This is a genomic window from Amycolatopsis sp. CA-161197, from assembly GCF_050942255.1.
In the GTDB taxonomy this organism is placed as follows: Bacteria; Actinomycetota; Actinomycetes; order Mycobacteriales; family Pseudonocardiaceae; genus Amycolatopsis.
This window is the reverse complement of sequence record NZ_CP192059.1, coordinates 7,255,393-7,275,205: the sequence shown is the minus strand read 5'-3', so window position 1 is coordinate 7,275,205 and position 19,813 is coordinate 7,255,393. Positions and strand designations below refer to the sequence as shown.

Annotated in this window: 18 protein-coding genes; 8 read left to right on the top strand and 10 right to left on the bottom strand. The window is 70.1% G+C overall.

What is annotated here, in order from left to right; translation table 11 throughout:
• Positions 1–68: 68 nt before the first annotated feature.
• The 4 genes from ACQPXB_RS34235 to ACQPXB_RS34220 all read right to left on the bottom strand — a co-directional run bounded on the left by ACQPXB_RS34235 (position 69) and on the right by ACQPXB_RS34220 (position 2,875).
• Positions 69–578, bottom strand: a complete 510-nt coding sequence (locus tag ACQPXB_RS34235; RefSeq protein ID WP_432845795.1) for a DUF3291 domain-containing protein — start codon at positions 576–578, stop codon at positions 69–71.
• Positions 579–609: 31 nt separating this feature from the next.
• A complete protein-coding gene (locus ACQPXB_RS34230) occupies positions 610–1,272 on the bottom strand; it encodes a helix-turn-helix transcriptional regulator (protein WP_432845794.1) in 663 nt (220 codons plus the stop codon).
• A gap of 110 nt (positions 1,273–1,382) precedes the next feature.
• Positions 1,383–1,754: a hypothetical protein gene (locus ACQPXB_RS34225; RefSeq protein WP_432845793.1), complete on the bottom strand. Its 372-nt coding sequence runs from the start codon at positions 1,752–1,754 to the stop codon at positions 1,383–1,385.
• Between the two features lie 98 nt (positions 1,755–1,852).
• Entirely contained in the window at positions 1,853–2,875 is a 1,023-nt protein-coding gene (locus ACQPXB_RS34220) for an Lrp/AsnC family transcriptional regulator (RefSeq protein ID WP_432845792.1), read from the bottom strand.
• 327 nt (positions 2,876–3,202) lie between these two features.
• On the opposite strand from ACQPXB_RS34220, the gene ACQPXB_RS34215 reads away from it, so the two are divergent.
• From ACQPXB_RS34215 to ACQPXB_RS34205, 3 genes are all read left to right on the top strand, one after another.
• The gene (locus ACQPXB_RS34215) at positions 3,203–4,687 is read left to right on the top strand and encodes a CocE/NonD family hydrolase (protein WP_432845791.1); all 1,485 of its coding nucleotides are present in this window, start codon (positions 3,203–3,205) and stop codon (positions 4,685–4,687) included.
• Entirely contained in the window at positions 4,684–4,830 is a 147-nt protein-coding gene (locus tag ACQPXB_RS34210; RefSeq protein ID WP_432845790.1) for a hypothetical protein, read from the top strand. The genes ACQPXB_RS34215 and ACQPXB_RS34210 overlap by 4 nt, the downstream gene beginning before the upstream one ends.
• A 138-nt stretch (positions 4,831–4,968) precedes the next feature.
• On the top strand, positions 4,969–5,886 hold the full coding sequence (locus ACQPXB_RS34205) for an SDR family NAD(P)-dependent oxidoreductase (protein ID WP_432845789.1): 918 nt from the start codon (positions 4,969–4,971) through the stop codon (positions 5,884–5,886).
• Here ACQPXB_RS34205 and ACQPXB_RS34200 read toward each other — a convergent pair.
• From ACQPXB_RS34200 to ACQPXB_RS34190, 3 genes are read right to left on the bottom strand one after another with little or no spacing between them, the layout of a single operon-like run.
• Positions 5,849–6,190 carry an AtuA-related protein gene (locus ACQPXB_RS34200; RefSeq protein ID WP_432845788.1) on the bottom strand — a complete coding sequence of 114 codons (342 nt, stop codon included), beginning with the start codon at positions 6,188–6,190 and terminating at the stop codon, positions 5,849–5,851. The genes ACQPXB_RS34205 and ACQPXB_RS34200 overlap by 38 nt on opposite strands.
• Complete coding sequence (locus ACQPXB_RS34195) at positions 6,191–7,534, bottom strand: acyclic terpene utilization AtuA family protein (RefSeq protein ID WP_432845787.1); 1,344 nt, start codon at positions 7,532–7,534, stop codon at positions 6,191–6,193.
• Positions 7,535–7,558: 24 nt separating this feature from the next.
• A complete protein-coding gene (locus tag ACQPXB_RS34190) occupies positions 7,559–9,316 on the bottom strand; it encodes a CocE/NonD family hydrolase (protein ID WP_432845786.1) in 1,758 nt (585 codons plus the stop codon).
• Positions 9,317–9,726: 410 nt separating this feature from the next.
• On the opposite strand from ACQPXB_RS34190, the gene ACQPXB_RS34185 reads away from it, so the two are divergent.
• Entirely contained in the window at positions 9,727–11,196 is a 1,470-nt protein-coding gene (locus tag ACQPXB_RS34185; protein WP_432845785.1) for an MFS transporter, read from the top strand.
• Here the strand turns inward: ACQPXB_RS34185 and ACQPXB_RS34180 are convergent.
• Positions 11,165–12,019: an alpha/beta fold hydrolase gene (locus ACQPXB_RS34180; RefSeq protein WP_432845784.1), complete on the bottom strand. Its 855-nt coding sequence runs from the start codon at positions 12,017–12,019 to the stop codon at positions 11,165–11,167. The genes ACQPXB_RS34185 and ACQPXB_RS34180 overlap by 32 nt on opposite strands.
• A gap of 472 nt (positions 12,020–12,491) precedes the next feature.
• Between ACQPXB_RS34180 and ACQPXB_RS34175 the strand changes: the two genes are divergently transcribed.
• Both ACQPXB_RS34175 and ACQPXB_RS34170 read left to right on the top strand, forming a co-directional pair.
• On the top strand, positions 12,492–13,310 hold the full coding sequence (locus tag ACQPXB_RS34175) for an alpha/beta hydrolase (protein ID WP_386952493.1): 819 nt from the start codon (positions 12,492–12,494) through the stop codon (positions 13,308–13,310).
• A 71-nt stretch (positions 13,311–13,381) separates the two neighbouring features.
• Positions 13,382–14,269 carry an alpha/beta fold hydrolase gene (locus ACQPXB_RS34170; RefSeq protein ID WP_386952496.1) on the top strand — a complete coding sequence of 296 codons (888 nt, stop codon included), beginning with the start codon at positions 13,382–13,384 and terminating at the stop codon, positions 14,267–14,269.
• A gap of 66 nt (positions 14,270–14,335) precedes the next feature.
• On the opposite strand, the gene ACQPXB_RS34165 is transcribed toward ACQPXB_RS34170, so the two are convergent.
• Entirely contained in the window at positions 14,336–15,382 is a 1,047-nt protein-coding gene (locus ACQPXB_RS34165) for an AraC family transcriptional regulator (protein WP_366582795.1), read from the bottom strand.
• A gap of 46 nt (positions 15,383–15,428) precedes the next feature.
• Here ACQPXB_RS34165 and ACQPXB_RS34160 point away from each other — a divergent pair, with 46 nt between their 5' ends.
• Both ACQPXB_RS34160 and ACQPXB_RS34155 read left to right on the top strand, forming a co-directional pair.
• Positions 15,429–15,896 carry a MarR family winged helix-turn-helix transcriptional regulator gene (locus ACQPXB_RS34160; protein WP_432845783.1) on the top strand — a complete coding sequence of 156 codons (468 nt, stop codon included), beginning with the start codon at positions 15,429–15,431 and terminating at the stop codon, positions 15,894–15,896.
• Positions 15,897–16,000: 104 nt separating this feature from the next.
• Positions 16,001–18,886, top strand: a complete 2,886-nt coding sequence (locus ACQPXB_RS34155) for an ATP-binding protein (RefSeq protein WP_432845782.1) — start codon at positions 16,001–16,003, stop codon at positions 18,884–18,886.
• 50 nt (positions 18,887–18,936) lie between these two features.
• Here the strand turns inward: ACQPXB_RS34155 and ACQPXB_RS34150 are convergent, their stop codons facing one another.
• Complete coding sequence (locus ACQPXB_RS34150) at positions 18,937–19,734, bottom strand: SDR family NAD(P)-dependent oxidoreductase (RefSeq protein WP_432845781.1); 798 nt, start codon at positions 19,732–19,734, stop codon at positions 18,937–18,939.
• Between the last annotated feature and the right edge of the window lie 79 nt (positions 19,735–19,813).

Below are 19,813 nucleotides of genomic sequence, written 5' to 3'. Positions count from 1 at the left end.
GTTTCCGCCGCGAGCTGCGCCAAACTGATCCTGCTGCACGGATTCCCTCGCGGATCGCGCGGCCGCCACTACCTCGCGAGCTGGCGGCGCCGAGGAGCCTCCGCCGGGTGCCGAGGTGTCGAGTCGCCGTCCGCGGGCTGGTAGGTGTCGCGGAAACCGAAGGCGCTGGGCGTGGGGCCCTGTGCGCGTAACAGTTCCAGGCGTTCGACGGCCTCGTCGACGGTGGGAGTGTGCCCGGCGGGGATCCACCACATGACCTGGAACGGCGCCTTCGGAGGCTCGAACCATTCCGCCCGGCGGCGCAGCACGTCCAGGTGGCCGCTGCGGTAGACGTAGTCCCACAGGGCGTCCCGGCTTTCCCAGACGGACATGTTCACCAGGACGTCATTGCCCAGGGACGTGCGGATCGCGGTGGCGTCGGTGCCGCTGTCGTCGACCAGGCGCCAGATGAAGCCGGGTGCGTTGTCGGCGACCTCGTTCAGCGTGTCGAGCATGGACGTGAAGCCGTCCATGCGGCTGTCGGCGAGGGGGAATTTCATCGTGCCCACGTTGAGCTGGGCGAGGTGGTGTCCCGTCATGCCCTCACCTCACCATCGTGGTGTTTCTATGTCAACTCGCGTTATTTTTAGAGAGTTCGACGACGACGCAGCACATCCCCGGTCGCGGGTCCATGCGGGCCTGCAGGCTGACGGCGTCCTCCAGTAGCCCTTCCAGCAGCGCCAGGTTCATGCCGCACACCAGCACCGGATGCCGCTCGGAAAGGGCGTGGAAGGGGCAGTTGGCCAGGCGCAAGGCGTTCTGGTCTTCGTCCAGGCGGGGCTCGTAGCCGCGAGCGGCCAGCAGGGCCTTCGCCGCGTCGAGACCGTCGACCGGCGCGGGCGCAGAGGCGCGAGCGGCCCGCCCCTCCCGCCTGGCGGCGGCCTGCAGTTCGGTGTCCAGGCGGGCGGTCTCGGCGACCTCGGCCAGCAGATCGGCGGGGGTGCGGTAATCGCGCGGGGGAACCGAGAACTGGCGCTCGGCGCCGGACCTGCGGTAGAGCTTGGCCGGCCGCCCGGCGCCGGGGCCCGTCCGCCCGCTCAGCCGCCTGCTGTCGGTCTCCAGCAGCCCCGCGTCCACGAGCTTGTCCAGGTGGAACGCGGCCAGCGTGCGCTGGATCCCGGCGCTCTCCGCCGCCTCGTTCCGGCTCACCTCGTGGTCCTGGGCTGCCACGTAGTCGTACAACCGCCGCCGGACGGGGTCCTGCAGCAGGGTGATCGCTTCGATGTCCTCCACGCGGCCAGTCTAAGAACAACGGGGATACTTGTTAGAGACCGCCCGGGGCGATCCTTGGCGAAGCCCTCGCCGCGCTGATGCGGACGAAGGCCGACCGGTTCGTCGCAACGCTACGGTCGGAGCCGCTCGAGCTGGGGGTCATAGCAGACCAATCCGTGTTCCGCGGCGAGCTGCGCGGCCCAGGCGGAGACCTCCTCGCACCGGCTCCACACCATCGGGAAGTACATCAACGGTCCGACCGCCTCGCTGAGCAGCGGCGCGGTCGACCAAGGGCTGTCTTCGCCGTCTTCCTCACTGATGTCCGGGTAGCGATCGAGCAGAGCCAAGGCGAAGGTACGGATGCGGTCCGAGGGTGGTTCCTGACTGTCGGACTCGATGTGGCGCTCGTACAGCGAATGGAACTCGTCGCCGGCCGCTTGGTCGCCGGCCGCTTGGTCGCCGGACGGACGGTCGCCCTCCCATACCGCCAAGTCGTAGCTCATGCGTGGATCATGCCAGCGATGCTGTCGCCGCCTCCAGGCGCGAGCCCATCGCCCGTGCGAAGGCCGGCGAGGCCTGAGCCGCCGCCGTTGACGACTGCCTACTGGGCGGGCTGCGGTGTGTCCGTGTCGAGGTGGCCGTCGGGGCGTAGCAGCCAGCCGGCGCGTTTGCGCGTGCGCAGGGTTACGGAGCTGTCGATGAGGGCGCCGGGCGGTAGCAGGTCCTCGAGTACGCCCTGGAGCTGCATCAGGTCGGCGAGGCCCGCCGTCCAGGCGAAGACGACGAAGTTCGCGGGGCCGGTCATCGACATGCACATCCGCACGCGCGGTTCGGCCCGCATTCTGGCGACGACGGACAGCAGGAGAGGTTTCGGCACGCGGCACCACCAGATGACGCTCACCGGCCACCGGGTGTGCAGCTGGGACAGTTCGCACCGCATCGCCAGCGCACCTGCTTTGAGCAGCCGGCCCAACTGCCGCCGGACGGTCGAGGCCGGGCGGCCGACCTGGTCGGCGATGTCGATCGCCGTCGCTCTTCCGTCTTTGCTCAGGGCCGACATCAGCGGGGCGTAGGTGGGCGCGGTGATGTCGACCGGCGCGCCACGCGGGCTGGGGGTGGCGGCCTTCGCGGCCTTCTCGATCGCGGCCTGTTCACGGGCGTCGAGCGCGTCGAGCCGCCACTGCCTGCCTTCGATGTGCATCTCGGTGCCGAGGTGCGTCCTCGTCGACTGCACGCCCGGGATCCGGGACAGCTCGTCCAGGATCAACGACGACAGCTTCTCGAAAGTCGGTGCCGCGACGATCGTCATCAGGTCGCGGCCGCGGGCCGCGTACTCGATGGCGCGGACGTGGACCAGCCCCTCGAGTGTGCCGACCACGTCGTCGAGCCGGCCCGGCGCGCAGTCGAACTCGACGATCGCCAGCTGACGGTTGCGCGCGGCCACGCCGCCGAGCGGGTAGGCGTAAACCCACGCGACCTCGTTCTCGCGCAGCCGGATCCACCGGCTCGCGAGCGCCGGGGCCGACGTGCCCAGCACGGGCGCGCGGGAACTCCAGCTGGCTCGTGGCCACAGTTGCAGCGCATGGATGAGCGCGAGGTCGTCCTCGGACAATTGCTCTTGCATGACAGGGCTCCAGGAGCGCAGGGTGCGCGGGAAACACCCATGGTGGCCGAACGCTACCTGTTTCTGCGTACGAAGGTCACTTCCGTGATCGCACAAAGGATTGAATCCGGCCGGCGCGCGCGTTCACCGAATCAAGATCTCCGGCGCCGCGTTTGCGCAGTTGGGCGGGTTTCGGTCGCACCAGAAGTCAGAGAGGACGCCGGTCGAAGTGACCGCAGAACGCCCGATCAGAGGTTGGAATGGGTGTTTCTGCGCCACAAGGCGGAACGAATGATCACTTTGTCGACTTGGCGCCCTCAGCCAGGCTGTCGTGGATACGCTCCGGACATGCCGGAACCGTTGTCACCTGCCGATCTGTCCGCGCACTTCGCGGGACTCGATCTCTCGAAGCCCGTGGCTCCCTCGACCTCGTCGACGGATCCGTTCTTCACCTATGCGAGACCGGAAACGCACGGCGTTCACGTGAGCAAGGTCCAGGTCGAGATGGGGGACGGGGTGCTGCTGGCCGGGGAGCTCCACCGCCCCGCGAACCCGGACGGTTCCCCTGCGCCCGGGCGGTTTCCCGGCATCGTGTACGAGTTCAACGGGTACAACGCGGTGTCGTTCATGGCCGCCGGTGCCCGCGCGTTCGTGACCCGGGGGTACGTGGTCCTGGTGTGCAGCGTGCGCGGCAGCGGTGACTCGCCGGGGGAGATCGACCCGTTCGGCCCGCAGGAGCAGCGTGACAACGTCGACCTGATCGAGTGGCTCGGGACGCAGCCGTTCTCGACGGGCAAGGTCGGCCAGACGGGCGTGAGCTACGGCGGGCACACCACCCTCCTCGCCGCCGTGCACCAGCCGGAACACCTCACCGCGGTGATCGCGGCCCAGGCGCTGAGCGACTGGTACGAGGACACGATCTACCTCGGCGGCGGCATCTACAACAACCGGATCCGCGGCTGGCAGTCCGACACCGCCCCGGCGACCCTCGAGACCTACCCCCGGCACCCGCTCTACGACGACTACTGGCGCGACCGCAGTGTGCGGGCGCGCTGGGACAGGCTGGACGTTCCGGTGCTCGACGTCGGCGGCTGGCTGGACCAGTACCGCAACGCCATGGTGAAGAACTTCCAGGCCCGCCCCGAAAACGTCTGGATGGTCGCGGGCCCGTGGAGCCACGGCATGCTCCCGGGCCAGTTCGAGGACATCGCGACCGCGGCGTACCTGGCGTGGTGGGACCACTGGCTCTCCGACGACGTCCCCGGCCTCCTGCCCGAAACCCGGGTGACCTCCTACGAGATGCCCGACGCGGGGTGGAAGCAGTACTCGACCTGGCCGCCGGCCCAGGCGCGGGAAGACCACCTGACTTTCGCGCCCGGCGGCAAGCTCGTGGCCGGTCCGGTGGCAAAGGGCACCGAAGTGTTCGACGTGGAGACCGGTGCGCCGCTCGCCGAGACGGAGTCCCTTCCGGCGGATCTGGTGCTGGCCGGTACGCCGTTCGTCGATCTGCGCGTCGCCTTCACCGCGGACGAAGGCTACGTCGCCGTGATCCTGGAAGACCTCGGCCCCGACGACGAGGTCTCCAGGGTCACCCACGGTTTCCTGCGCGCCAGCCACCGGGCCGGCAACGAGGTGCGGGTGCCGGTGGAGCCAGGAACTCCCTACGACCTGCGCGTGCCGCTGTGGGCGACGCACCACCGGTTCAAGGCGGGGCACCGGCTGCGGATCCGCGTCGCCAGCCGTGACGAAGGCGTGATCGACTCGGACTCGCCCGCCGGAACCGTGACCGTCCACTATGGTCCGTCCGCCTTCACCTACCAGGCGATCGGATGACCCGGCCGATCCCCGCCGGCGAGACCGCCGTCGTCACCGGCGCGGGCCAGGGCACCGGTGCCGGAATCGCCCGGGCGTTGGCCCACAAAGGCGCTTCCGTGTCGGTGGTCGTCGACGGAGCCAGGGCGGCATCGCGGGCCTGACCCGGGTCGCCGCCTGCGAATGGGCCTGCTACGACATCACTGTCAAAGCCGTGGCCCCTTCGTGCTCAGCGAGCAGGCAATTCGGCGGTTGCGGCACCTTCTTCAGCTGACCGACTCCTACGAACCGGAAGGTTTTCCATGCAGGACAAAGTCGCGCTCATCACCGGGGCCGGCGGCGGGATCGGCGCGGCCTGCGCCGCGGAGTTCGCCCGGCGCGGGGCGGCCGTCGTGCTCGCCGACATCAACGGCGAGGCCGCCGAAACCCGCGCGGCCGAAATCGTCCGCGGCGGCGGTCGTGCGGTCGGCATCGAAACCGACGTCGCCGACGAGAAAGCGGTGCAGGCGATGATCGCCGAAGCGGTCGACCGGTTCGGCCGCCTCGACATCCTGCACAACAACGCGGCGGCGACCTTCGCGTCGCAGCAGGACGACGATCTGACCACAATGGACGCGGACCTGTGGGACCGGTCGCTGGCGGTCAACCTGCGGGGACCCATGCTGGGCTGCAAATACGCGATCCCCGTCATGATCGAGGCCGGCGGCGGGGTCATCGTCAACACCTCGTCGGGATCCGGCGTGATCGGTGAACCGACGCGATTCGCCTACGGAGCCTCGAAAGCGGGGCTCAACTCCCTCACTCGCTCGGTCGCCGCCCGCTACGGCAAGCAGAACATCCGGTGCGTGGCGGTCATGCCGGGAATCACGTTGAGCGAGCAGGGACTGGAAGCGCTGAGCGGTACTCACTGGCTCAGGATGATGGCCCGCCACCACACCACCCCCCCGGCTCGGGCACTTCGACGACATCGCCAAGTTCGTCGCCTTCGTCGCTTCCGACGACGCCGGATTCATCAGCGGCAGCGTGCACGCCGTCGACGGCGGCGTCCTCAGCGTCGCGCCGTATGCCGCCGACATGCGCGAGTTCGGCACACAACCCTTCTGAGCACAGTCAACCCGAGGAGACCTGGGGCCATGGCGAGGCAGAACTCCGCCGCCGTCGGCCACCGCGGGATCGCGGAAATCACCAGTTCATGGCGAAGCGGGCCGGATCGACGGTGACCGGTTCCGGGACGACCATTTCCAGCAACGACGAGGACAGGCTCTTGCCGTGCGCGTCGAGATCGGGTGTGCGGGTGACCCCCGTCAGCGCGTCGCGCAGAACGAACTTCAGTGCGAAGAGCTGCGGCACCTCGTATCGCTCCACCTCGCCGAGGGCGAGGTCCGCGAAGTGCTCGCGGACGCGCTCACCGGTCACGTACCGGCGCAGATGCTCGTAATGGTGCGGCCGGTAGGCGACGAGTGTGATGTCCGAGGTCGTCCCCTTGTCGCCGGCGCGAGCGTGGGCCAGCAGGTGCAACAGCATTCATACCTCCACAATGGACACTTCGGTACGGACGGCGTGCCTGGGCAAGAGTGCCGACGCGATCGCCACGACCGGTTCGGCTCGCCGGGTCGCGCCGCCTCCGCCGGCCGGGCCGTTGAGCCACAAGGCGCTCACCTCGCGGCCGAGGTACCGGGCCGCGTCGAGCGAGCTGGTCCAGCCGGCGACGCGAACGCGCACCTCGCGCGGATCGGCGACGTCCACCCGCGGCCCGCGCAGCACGGCGTCGACCCCGATCAACTCGTACCGCAGGTCCGCGCCGGAAAGACCGGCGGTCGTGAGCCGCTCCCGGACGATGTCGAGAGCCAGCCGGCCGCGGGCGACCGCGTTCGGTCCGGCGTAGGAGATTTGGCCTTCACCGAGGAAACCGTCGAAGTAGCCGACCGAGACCTTCAACCGGTCCGGGCGCGCACGACCCGTGGCGCCGGTGACCTGGACCCGGTCCGTGCCCAGCTCACACAGGCGGACACCGGAGAAATCCGCAACGGCGTCGGGACAGACGTAGGCGGCCGGATCGTGCACCTCGTACAGGAGCTGCTCGGTGCAGGTGCGCACGTCGACGAGGCCACCCGAGCCGGCGACCTTGGTGACGACGAAGGTGCCGTCGGCCTCGGCGACCGCGAGGGGGAAGCCCAGCCGCGCGAGGGCCGGGACGTCCTTGAATCCGGGGTCGGCGAAATAGCCGCCCGTGACCTGAGCCGCGCACTCGAGCAGGTGGCCGAGGCAGAGCCCCTTGCCGATCCGGTCCCAGTCGTCCAGGGCCCAGCCGAACTCGTGGACCAGCGGCGCGAGGTACAGGGACGGATCCGCCGTACGGCCGGTGACGACCACGTCGGCGCCTTCGGCGAGCGCGCGGACGATGCCCTCGCAGCCCAGGTAGGCGTTGGCGGAGACCACATTTCCCAGGGAGGAGACCGACCCGGGCCGGTCCAGCAGCGGAAGGTCCTCGGCGGTGACGAGGGAAAGGACGTCGTCACCGGTCACCGCGCCGACCCGCAGGCCCGCGAGGCCCTCGTGCCGCGCGATCTCGACCACGACGCGAGCGGCCTCGAGCGGATTGGCCGCACCCATGTTCGTGATGATCTTGGTGCCGTTGGCCGCACAGGTCGCCAGCACCGCCCGCATCCGGTCGGGGAGCCATTCGTGGTAACCGGCCAGCGGGTCGCGTGACCGCTCCAGCTGGGCCAGAGCGATCGTGCGCTCCGCGAGGCATTCGAAGACCAGGTAGTCGAGTTCACCCCGCTCGGCGAGCTCGACCGCCGGCTCGATCCGGTCGTCGGCGAAGCCGGCACCCGAGCCGATCCTGACCGTTCGCCTGGACGCCATCCTGCACACCTCCTGTGCGGTTCGCTAGCGGGGGATGATCGGCAGCACGACGCGGCTGGGACAGGCCGCCGTCCGGTGGACCGTCTGGCGGGCCGTGCGCAGGTCTTCGTTCGTGTCGGTTCCGAGCGGGTTTCCCGTGTTGGGGTTGGGTTCCCATTCGGGGTAGCTGCTGGAAGAGACGTAGACGCCGACGCGGTGGCCCGGCGCGAGCACGATGCTCGTCGCGGCGAGGTCGAGGGTGAAGTGGTAGACCGCGCCGGGTTCCAGCGGCTTCGCCGGGAGCTGGTGCCTCGCCCGGACCGCACCCTCGCAGAGGTTGAGGGCGCGACCGTCGGGGTGCACGTCGAGGAGGACCGCGGTGAAATCGGTGTCCGGGGCGTCGGTGGAGGCCCACAGGTCCATGGTGACCGGGCCGGTGAGCTCGAGTTCCTCCGTGAGCTCGGCCGACAGGTAGGTCAGCACGTCGCCGCGGGCGAGGTTGGGCCGTTGGTCGGCCGGGCCCGCGACTTCGCCGCCACTGCCGAGCAGGCGTCCTCCGATGGTGGGGACGGGATCGCGCGGGTCGTAGGTGAAGGCGTCCGCGCCGGTGTCCGCGGTGGGGCGCCGCGGGTCGAGCACGGCGCCGTCGTGGAGGTAGAACGGGGTGAACTCGGTTCGGGCCAGGGGCCATTCGGCTTCGTCCCGCCACTCGTTGCGCCCCATCACGAACAGTCGGACCGGCGCCGTGTCGTCGGGTGCGCCGTCGAAGTGCCGGCGGAACCACCGGGCGCGGACAGCGGTGATGTCGATGGCGGCTTCGGGACCGAAGTCGACCTCACCGACGAGGTGCACCGTCGGGTGCCAGTGGTCCCAGGGGCCGATGATCAGCCGCTGCGCAGCACGCGCGGCGGCGGTGGGCGCCTGCCGGCGCATGCCGGTGTAGTGGCGGAGCGTCGCGCCGAGGTGGATGTCGTACCAGCTGCCGATGTGGAGCGCGGGCAGGTCGATCCCGCTGTAGTGCGTGGTGGGATTGTGCCGGAGCCACGTGGAGTCGTCGCGGGATTCGTGGTCGAACGCTTCCTCGAGCCACCCGGCCCGGCCGTGCCACAGCGGGTTGTCGCGGAACGGCCGGGTGCGGAAGATCTCGTCCAGCGCGGTGGCGGCCGCCGCGCGGGCCTGCCGCCGCTGTTCGGGATCGCCGGTGGCGACGGCACTGTGCAGGCCGAGGGTGACGCTGCGCAGATGCGCCAGCCGCGCGTCGTCGATTCCCCATTCCTCGGCCATTTCGGAGATGACGTGCGCCGTCCAGCCGACTCGCAACGCGAGCCGGAAGGTGCCGCCCGCGTCGAAGGTGCCTTCCCAGTAGTCCGCGGCGCAGGCTTCAGGGGCGATCACTTCGAGGTGCGGCGGGCGCGTCTGGGCGGCCAGCCATTGGGTCGACCCGCCGTAGGACTGGCCGAACATGCCGACCCGCCCGTCGGACCACGGGCGGCCGGCGGCCCATTCCACGGTGTCGTAACCGTCTTCGACGTCGGAATGGACGTAGGACCACGTGCCACCGGAGCCGAAGCGGCCGCGGCAATGCTGGACGAGCACCGCGAAACCCGCCGCGGCCAGCCGGTGCGGGTTCAGTGCCGCCGTCACCATCGAGGGGCTGTAGGGCGTCCGGGAAATCAGCACCGGATGGCGATCGGGTTCCGCCGGGCGCCACAGGTCGGCGCGGAGCAGTACGCCATCGCGCATGGGTATCCGGATGTCGTGTTCGGTGATCACCAGCGGCGTCGGCGGTGCGGTGGCGGTCATGGGCCGGCTGCTCCTTCGGGTCTGACGTCGGTGTCCGGGTGCCCGAGGGCGTCGGCCGAGGCTGCTCCTCGACGTCGTCGAGCGTGCGGACGAGCGTAGATCCGGAGTGCGTGGCCATCGGCCGATTCCGCCGAAGCGCTCATCGAGGGCCGAGCTCGCTTCGCAAACGACCAAGACCGGGTGCCAACGGGGATGAACGATCACCGTCCGTTCGCAGCGGCCGCCGAGCGGTCGTGAACGCGGTCCGGCGGCCACCTCGGCGAGCGTTTCCGAAGAACGATCAGCGAACCGGCTCCCTCGACCTACCTTCTGTGGACGCCGCGGCACGCGTGGGTCCCGTTCGCAGGACGACGCAGCAGCCGCGGCGCTCTCCCTCCACGCGGACCACGATCGGAGCTCCCGTGAACGAAATGACGACGGCAGCGTCGCCGTCGACGACCGCTTCCCCGCACCGCGGCTCAGTCCGGCGCGCGGTGGGAATGCTGGTGGTCGTCGAGATGGTGAGCGGCCTCATCCAGGGCATGACCCCGTCACTGATCCCGCAGATCGGCAAGCAGTTCGGCATCGTGGCGGCGGACCTCAACTGGATCGCGTCGATCCAGCTGCTCGCCGCGTCGATCTCGGTGCCGATCGTGAGCCGCCTCGGTGATCTCTACGGACATCGCCGGCTGATGAGGTTCTCCTTGGCCTCGGTCCTGATCGGGGCGGCACTGTTCGCCTACGGTCCCTCGTTCCCGGTGATGCTGCTGGGGCAGGTGTTCCTCGGCCCGGTCGCCGCCCTGCTGCCGCTGCAGCTCGGGATCGTGCGCAGCCGGTTGGACAGCACCAGGGCGCGCAGCGCCATCGGCTTCCTCGCCGCCGCGGCCATGATCGGCGGCACCGCCGGGTTCGAAGTGGGCGGGATCGTGCAGGCGACCACGAACAACGTGCGCGCCACGCTCACCGTTCCGGTTCTGCTCGCCGTTCTCGGCCTCGTGATCGTGTTCTTCTTCGTGCCGCAGAGCGGCGTCCGGGCCCGCGGCAACGTGGACTGGGCCGGTGCGCTGGCCGTCAGCGTCGGACTGGGCTCACTGCTGTGGGTTCTCGGCGGAGCGAGTGGCCGTCCGCTCGCGATGACCGTCGGGCTGCTCGCCGGATCCCTTGCGGTGCTGGCCCTGTGGGTGGTGATCGAGCTGAGGAGCGATCATCCGCTCGTCGACGTGCGCGCGCTCGTGCGGCCGCAGCTTCTCCGCTGGTACCTCGCGGCGATCACCCTCGGCCTCGCGCTGATCGGCTCGCAGACGGTCGGCTTGACGTTCCTCTCCGCGGATCCCGCGAAGGTCGGGTACGGGCTGAAACTCCCGCCCATCGTCCTCGCCCAGGTACTGGTGGTCGCCGGTTTGGCCGGGGGAGCGGGCGCGTTGCTGATGTCCCGGTTGAGCCGCGCCATCGGGGGCACCCGCACCGCGGTCGCGGGCATCGTCATCGACGTGGTCGTGCAGATCGTCTTCATCGTGCAGCACGAGTCCACTGTGCTGTTCGTGGTGCTGACTCCGCTCTCGACGCTGGGCACGTCGCTGGCGTTCGCCGCGCTCCCGGCGATGATCGCCGAGCACAGCCCCGCCGACGAGATCGCGGTGGCCACGGGGATGTACAACACGACGCGAGCCATCGGCGGCAGCCTGGGCGGTGCGGTGTTCGCCTTCGTCCTGTCCAGCATCACCTTGCCCGGCACGAGAATCGCCCGCGAAGGGGCCTACGTTCTCGCCTGGACGATCTGCGCGGCAGCGGGCGTCCTCACGATCGGTTTCCTCGCTCTCGTCGGCCGCAGGAGCAGCCGGGAACAGCGCGACTCGTTCGGCGGCGTGGTCACCAGGTCGCCGGTGCGCGGTCCGCGATGACGTCCGCGACGCGGGCCGGTGCCGACAGGAACGCCGAATGTGCCGTGGGCAGCTCGACGACCGTCGTGGGGTTCGTGGGGAACGCCGTGTCCGCCTGAGTGATGAAGAGCCGCTGCAGCCCCGCCGGAATGGTGCGGTCCTTTGTGCACACCACGTACGTGCGGGGAATCGATCCCCAGCCCTGTTCGGTCAACGTGGTGCTCTCGGCCACCATGGCCAGCGGCGCGTCGCAGCTGAGCAGAGCGGTCGCGGCCGCCGCTCGTGAAGGTTCGACGTCGCCGTAGAAGGCTTCCCGGATGGCCGACTGGGCCTCGGGATCCGGGCTGCGGTGGTCGATCCGCAGCGCGCCGATGGCCGCCGGGTCGCCGACCAGCAACTGCATGAACCGGTTGTCCCGGCCCTCGGGAAGCGCCGGGTAGCCGAGGCACGGCGTGTTCGAGGCCGGCATGTACGCGGCCAGGTACACCATGTGCGCGACGAGCCCGGGCTGCCGTTCGGCTGCCCGGGTCAGCACCGCACCCCCCATGCTGTGCGCGACCACGCAGACCGGCTTTCCCTTGCCGACGCTGTCCAGCTGCGTCACCAGAAGGTCGGCGGCGGCGTCCAGCCCGACCCCCGAGACCGGCGACGGCTCCGTGGCGTAGGCGACCGGGTCGAACGGACGCCGGGCGGCCGACGCCGGAGACGCCGCGTGCAGGCCGTGCGCCGCCATGTCGACGGCGACCGCGGTGCGGCCCCGCCCGGCCAGCTCGGCGATCACGTCCGTCCAGGCCCACGCTCCGTGGTAGAAGCCGTGCAGCAGAACGACCGGCTCGTTCGACATGAATCCTCACTCTCGACGCGGGGGCGCGGGTGTTCCGCCGCAAGGTAACGGATTCGGGACCGTCGCGGGCACTGTCATCCGACTGTCGCCGCCTTCGCGGTGGGCGGACGTGCTGCCCTGCCCGGATTAAGCCAAGTGACTGTGCGCAGGCCCGCGGCTCGTCTTGACCGCGGCCGGGGGATGCGGAAGGGCACCCGGGAGAGCTGGAACGGCCGCGCGCCTCGAAGTGCGACCGGCCTACGCGGCAGCGACAGCTGTTGAACGACTGTCCGAGGCGGCGCGCCGGCGTCGATTCCCGGTGGCCATCCGACAGAAGCGGACGAGCGGAGCGGCACCGGATCCTGAGAACCGCCGCGGGCGCGTGCTCGGCCCGCATCGAGGCGGCTTTCGAGGAGCGCCGGCCGGGCCTGCTCCGGTGAGGACGGTGTCCGGTTCAAGTCCTGTTCAAGTCCTGCTCAAAGGAAAGATTCGCATGACTGATTTCTCTGCCCACGAGGCCGACACGATCGTGCTCGTTCACGGCCTCTGGGTGAACCCGCGCAGCTGGGAGGGGTGGAAACACCATTACGAGGCTCGGGGATACCGGGTGTTCACCCCGGCCTGGCCGGGGCTCGACCGCGAGGTGGAGGAGCTCCGGCGTGATCCCGCGGGCATCGCGGGCGTCGGCCTTCGCGAGGTGGTCGACCACTACCAGAGCGTCATCCGCTCGCTGGCCCGGCCGCCGATCATCATGGGCCACTCGTTCGGCGGCACCATCGTGCAGCTGCTGCTCGACCGCGGGCTGGGCCGCGTCGGCGTCGCCATCGACTCGGCAGCCGTCAAGGGCGTCCTTCCGCTGCCGCTGTCGACGCTGAAGTCGACCTGGCCGGTCCTGGGAAACCCGGCCAACAAGAACAAAGCGGTTTCGCTGACGCCCGAGCAGTTCCACTACGCCGTCACCAACACGCTCACCGAGAGCCAGTCCGCCGCCCGCTACGAGCGGTACGCCGTGCCCGGCTCGGCCCGTGTGCTTTTCCAGGGGGCGTTCGCCAACTTCAACCCCCGCGCCGTGACCCGGGTCGATTTCCGCAAGCGCCAGGCCCCGCTGCTGTTCATCGCCGGGGAGGCCGACCACCTCGTTCCGCCCAAGGTCAACAAGGCCAACTGGCGTCTGTCGCGCAAGTCCGCGGCCGTCACCGAGTACCAGGAATTCCCCGGGCGCTCGCACTTCATCATCGGCCAGGACGGCTGGCAGGAAGTCGCCGACTACGCGCTGAACTGGGCCGAGGAGCACGCCCCCGCCCGCGTGTGACCCACCACGAACCCCCGCGGACAGACCTGTCCGCGGACCGCAGTGACAACCTTTTCGAACAAGGAGAAACCGTGCGTAAACGTCGTGTTTTCCGCTCCGCCGTCCTCGGCGTGACCGGGATCGCCCTCGCCGCCGGCGTAACCACGCTGGCGTCGGCCGCACCATCCCCGCAGACCGCGCCTGCCGCGCTTTCGCACCCGGCGACCGCGGCTCCGAAGCCGACGATCGTCCTCGTCGACGGAGCCTGGTCGAACTCCCAGAGCTGGGGCGATGTGACCAGGTCCCTGCAGGCGGCCGGCTACCCGGTCGTCGCCCCGCCGACGGCCCTGCGCAGCCTCTCCGGCGATTCCGCCTTGCTGGCCTCCTACCTCAAGACCATCCAGGGCCCGGTCGTCCTGGTCGGGCAGTCCTACGGTGGAGCCGTCATCACCAGTGCCGCCACGGGCAACCCCAACGTCAAGGCGCTGGTCTACATCTCGGCCTTCGAGCCGGACACGAATGAAAACGTCACGACCCTGACCGGGCAATTCCCGGGCAGCCACATCAGCACCGATCCCACCGCGGTCCCTCCCACCGCGCTCAGCCCCGTCCCCGTTCCCTACCCCAACCCCGCCGGCGATCCCGAGATCGAGCTGTACGCCAAGGCGGCCCAGTACCGGGACCTGTTCTTCAGCAACCGCGTCTCCGCGGCCACCGCCGCGGAACTCGCCGCCACGCAGAACCCCGTCGCCTCGACGGCCCTGGGCGAGAACCTCGCCGGCGAGCCGGGCTGGAAGACGATCCCCTCGTGGACCCTCGTCTCCACCGCCGACCACTTGATCCCCCCGGCCGCCGAGCGCTTCATGGCCACTCGCGCCCACTCCCACATCGTCGAGGCCAACACTCCCCACGCGGCACAAGTGACCAACCCGGGGATCGTCGTCAACCTCATCGAACGGGCCGTCGCGGGCACCCGGTGACGTGAACCGGACGACACCGCCGGCCAATTCGGCGGTGTCGTCCGGTGTCGTCCGGTACCGGCCGATTTATTCCGGCGTTCGTTCGGCGGAATCAGAACCGGCCCCGCCGCGCCACGCCCGTGGCGAACTGCCGTAGGCACGGGAAAAGGCGCGGCTGAAGGCGGCTTCGGAGGTGTAGCCCACGCGGGCCGCGATCCGGCCGACCGGGTCGGCCGTGCCGCGCAGCAGGTGCGCCGCTTGGCCCAGCCGGCACCGCAACACGTACGAACCGGGCGTTTCCCCGACCGACTCGGCGAACCGCGTCGCGAACGCCGAACGCGACAGCGACGTGAGCCGCGCCAGCTCGTCGACGGGCCAGTCACGGCCGGGGTTTCGGTGGATTGCCGTGAGGACCGGTGCGAGCACCGGGTCCAACGCCGCCGTCAGCCAGCCGGCGTGGCGCACATCGCCGGACGCGGCCCACGTCCGCAGCGACCAGATGAAGAGCAGATCGAGCGCTCGCGACACCATCACGCGGGCGCCGGGTGCCGAGCGAATCACCTCGGACACGAGCAACTCCCGGATGGGCAGCAGCCACCCCGCCGATCGCTCGTCGCCGCGGATCACGATCGCCGCGGGCAGAACATCGAGCAGCGGCGCGGCGACGACCGTCTCGACGAGGAACTCCCCGGTCACCCAGCTCGCGTCCGGCGACGCTCGGACGACGTGGGCGTCACCCCGCGCGAGCAGCACCAGGTCCCCGGTGCCCAGTTCCGCCGCGTTTTCGCCCGCGACCTCGACGCTGATCCCGCCCTCCTCGACGATGTGCAGCACCCTGGCCCCGGCCGGGTGGCGCTCACGCGGGCTCGACCGGCGTCGCACATCGCCACCCTGCAGGTGAATCGCCTGCAACACGTCCGAGAGCGCATCGTGCTCGCCGTAAGCCGGCGGCTCTGGAGAATCGGCAAAGTCTTCCGGATCTTGAGTCATGTTTTTACTTCGACCTCCTTCTAGGCTGCGACGCTGAACGCGCGAGTGGTTCCGCACGACCGGATCCCGGCGCTCCCGGCCAAGGAGGCAACCGCCATGATGTCTGCCGAGTGGACCATATGACATCGGATCATCTGATCGCATCTGATCCACGCTTGGACGATCCGGATGCGGATGATACGTTCGCGCGGTGTCTCCGAAGAGCGAGCGCCGCAACCCGTTGCCGCCACCCGACGCCGCCTCGGCGATCGGTGACCTGACCTGGCTGGCCCACCGCGCGGCGGCGGCGCTCGGCGACGCGTTCAACGAGGTCTCGCGGGATGCGGGGCTGGCCGATCTGCGCGACTGGCTCGTTCTCGAACTGATCAGCACCGGTCCGGAGCGGACGCAGCTGGAGATCGCGACGGAGCTCGGTGTCGACAAGACCACGCTGGTGTCGATCCTCGACCGGATGGAGCGCGACGGGCTCGTCGTCCGCGAACTCTCCGCTCGGGACCGGCGGGTGCGCATTCCGAGGGCAACCTCGAAAGGCGTCGAGGTGAAAGACCAGGTCGCCATCGCTCGCGACACGGCGATCATGCGTCGCCTGTCCTCGATCCCCACCCGTGACCACGCCAAGTTTCACGCGATGCTCTGGAGCATCGTCCAAAATTACTGAGCACCCGAACGCGGAACCACTGCTTCAGCGCCACGTCTGCACAACGGCTGACGTCGGCACTCCGCGCGGCCGGAGTGAAGGATCGCCTACGTTGACAGCCAGAAGTGAGCACCGGCGAATCGCTTGTGGACAGTCCGGCCCGCGAGGTCGCGCACCGGGCCGGGAATTCCGGACGGCCCGCGTGGGCGGGGGAGCGTGATCCGGTGGGAGACAACGGACTTTTCGAACACGGTGGTGTCGATTCCCTGGTGGGACGCGGCGTGGCGCTCGAGAGGATCCGCGGGTTCCTCGCCGCCACGGATCGCGGTGGGGCGCTGCTGTTGTCGGGCGCGGCGGGGGTGGGCAAGACCGTTCTGCTCGATGCCGTGGCCGAAGCCGCGGTCGCGAGTGGCTCGCGGGTCCTGCGGGCCGCCGGCGTCGAGTTCGAGGCCGACGTCAGCTATTCCGGGCTGAACCAGGTGCTTTTCCCCCTCTACGAGGCGTTCGGCGAGCTCGACCCGCCGCACGCCGATGCGCTGCAAGTCGCCCTGGGCTTCGGGAGCGGAGCACCGCCGGAACGGCTCGTCGTGTCGAACGCGAGTCTCATGCTCCTGCGTCACGTGGCGAAAGCCGGCCCGCTGCTCCTGATCGTCGACGACCTGCCGTGGCTCGATCGGGCCAGCGCCGCCGTGCTGGGCTTCGTCGCCCGCCGGCTCAACGGCACCCGCGTCACCTTCCTCGGCGCCATGCGCTCGGGAAGCGAGACCTTCTTCAACCACGGCGGCCTGCCCGAGTACGAGGTGCCGCCGTTGGACGGAGAATCCTCGCAGCTCCTGCTCAACACCCGGTTCCCGACCCTGGCGGCTCGCGTGCGTCAGCGCCTGCTGTCGGTGGCCGAAGGGAACCCGCTGGCTCTGCTCGAGCTGCCCACCGTGCTGAGCGGGGAGCAGCGGGTGGCCCTGGAGAGCCTTCCCGCGATCCTCCCGCTCAGCCAGCGGCTCCAGGCGCTGTTCCTGTCCCGGGTGTCCGCCCTCTCCCTCGCCGCGCGGCGGCTGCTGCTGCTCGCGACGCTGGAGGGAACCGGCAATCTCGCGGTCCTGCAGGCGTCGGCACGCCAGGCCGGCTACGAGTCCGACCTCGAAGACCTCGCTTCGGCCGAGCAGGACCGGCTGGTGGCTTTCGACGAAGGGACGCGCCGGCTCGTGTTCCGGCACCCCTTGATCCGGTCGGCGGTGGTGGATGCCTGCACGAGCGCCGAGCGCCGGGCGGCCCATCGAGCGTTGGCCCACGTGCTGGTGAGCCAGCCCGAGCGGCGGGCCTGGCACCTCGGTGAGGCTTCCGTCGAGCCGGACGAGCAGGTGGCCGGCCTGCTGGAACAGGCGGCCAGAAGCATCGCGGCCCGCGGAGACGCCGTCGGAGCGGTCGCGGCGCTGGTCAGGGCGGCCGATCTGAGCCCGCACAGCTCGAACCGCGCTCGCCGCCTCGCCGAGGCCGCCTACATCGGCGCCGATGCGACCGGGCAACTCCGCAACGCCTCGGAACTGCTCGAAGATGCCCGCCTGGCCGACCCGGAGCTGATCGGCTCCCTCCACTTCGCGGCCGCCGCGGTCTTCTTGATCATCAACGGCGACGGGGACATCGACACCGCCCACCGGCTGCTGACCGGTGCCATCGAAGCAGGTGTGCACCGCTACGACGCCAAGGACGGCGCACTCATCGAGGCGCTCCACCTGCTGGTGCTCCTCTGTTTCTTCAGCGGCCGCGCGGAGCTGTGGGAGCCTCTGTACGCGACGCTGCGACGCCTGCGACCGGAGCCGCCCGCCCTGCTGTCCGTGGCCGCCAAGACCTTCTCCGACCCGGTCCGTTCCGGTGCGGGGGCGCTGGCTCAGCTGGACTCCGTTCTCAGTGACCTGCAGAAGGAAACCGACCCCGGCCGGATCGTCCGCGCCGGCACCGGCTCGCTCTACCTCGATCGCCTGGCCGATGTCCGCGAGCCGTCGTGGCGAGTCGTCTTCCAAGGGCGAGACGGTGGTCCGCCGCGCCGGCACGTCGGCGCGCTGATGCACCTGTGCCTGGACGACTACCTCACCGGCCGGTGGGACGAATGCCTGGACCTGGCCGACGAGGGAACCCAGTTGTGCCAGGACTCCGGGTACCACTTCTTCACCTGGTACTTCTGGTACTGCCGAGCCGTCGTCTCCGCGGCCCGCGGCGACGACGAAGCGGTCGACCGGCTGACCGACCAGATCATCCGCTGGGCCACGCCCCGGGGAGTGGGGGCGGCACTGCACTACGCCCGGCACGTCCGCACCGTCGCCGAATCCGGCCGCGGTGACTTCGAAAACGCTTACCAGAACGCGACGGCGATCAGCCCGGCCGGCACGTTCGCCTCCCACGTGCCGCATGCGTTGTGGGTGGCCTTGGACGTCGTCGAAGCCGCGGTGCGGACCGACCGGCAGAGCGCCGCCGCCGCTCACGTACGCGCCATGCAGGAAGCCGGCATCGCCGCGCTGTCCCCGCGGCTCAGCCTCCTCGCCGCCGGTTCGGCGGCGTTGTGCGCCATCGACGACGACGAGGCGGTGCGCTTGTTCGAGGAGGCGCTGGAGATCCCGGGCGTCGACCGGTGGCCTTTCGACCTGGCCCGCGTCCACCTGGCGTACGGGGAGCGACTGCGCCGCGCGCGGGCGAACGCCGACTCCCGGGAGCCGCTGCGCCTGGCCCACGACGCCTTCACGCTGCTCGGCGCCGGCCCCTGGGCGGATCGTGCCGCGAAGGAACTGCGGGCCACCGGATGGGGCGCACCGAGAACCACCGCGAGCGGAGACGTGCTCACGCCCCAGGAACGGGAAATCGCGGATCTCGCGGCGTCCGGCTTGAGCAACAAGCAGATCGCCGAGCGCCTGTACCTGTCGCACCGGACCATCGGCGCGCACCTCTACCAGATCTTTCCCAAGCTCGGGATCACTTCCCGAGCGGCACTTCGCGACGCCCTCGCGGCCCTGGAGGAATGACGCCGCCACGGTGCGCAACGCCGAGTAGCCGGATCGCTCGTCCACCGGGCTTACCACACGGCGCCCTCGCCGGATCCGGCGTCGGGCCGACCGGGAACGATCCTCAGTGGACGGGTGCCCTTGGGGCTGCCGACGACGGCCGCGATGGCCTGCGCCGCGAGGGCGACCTCCGCGCCCGTGAGCGCCCGCGCGGCCAGCTTCGAGTCCACCTGGTGGACCAGGCCGGGGTATCGGCTTTCGTACGCCTGAATCGTCTCGGTGTCGTCCGGGTGGACGGTGCGAACGTGCGGGCCGTTCTCGGGGACCAGGAAACCCGGGAAGACGATCGTGGTCTCGACCCCGAACTCGGTCAGTTCCCGGGCGTAACTGCCCGCGAGATGGTCGATCATCGTGACGACTTCGGAGTGCAGCGCGAGGTAGGGCGCGTCCTCGGTGTCGTGGTTCGCGGGCACCACCCAGACCAGGAGGCCGTCCTGCCGCTCCCGCATCCGCGGCAGCACGGAACGGTTGACGCGCTGGGTGGACAGCACATGCGCGTCGTAGATCTGCGCCAGCTGGTAAGGGGTGAAGGACTCGAGAGGTCCCCGGGGCACCGGGCCGACGGCGTGGACCACCGCGTCGATCCTCCCGGCTTCGGTCAGGATGTCACCGACCGCGGTCGAGACCGAGCGCTGGTCGGCCACGTCCAGCGAAATGGGGCGCACGCCGGTCCCGTGCTCGCTCGGCTCGGCAAGGCGGGCGGCCGGGCCGATCCCCGCGTACGCGGTGTGGCCTGAACCGGCCAGCGCACGGGCGGTGGCGGCTCCGAGGTCACCGGAAGCCCCGGTAACAAGGACGATCTTCGACATGCTGCTCCTCGTCACCCTTCGGCAGATCACGGACGCGGCGCGGCGACCGAGAACGGTCGGCACCGGCCGGCTCACCCTC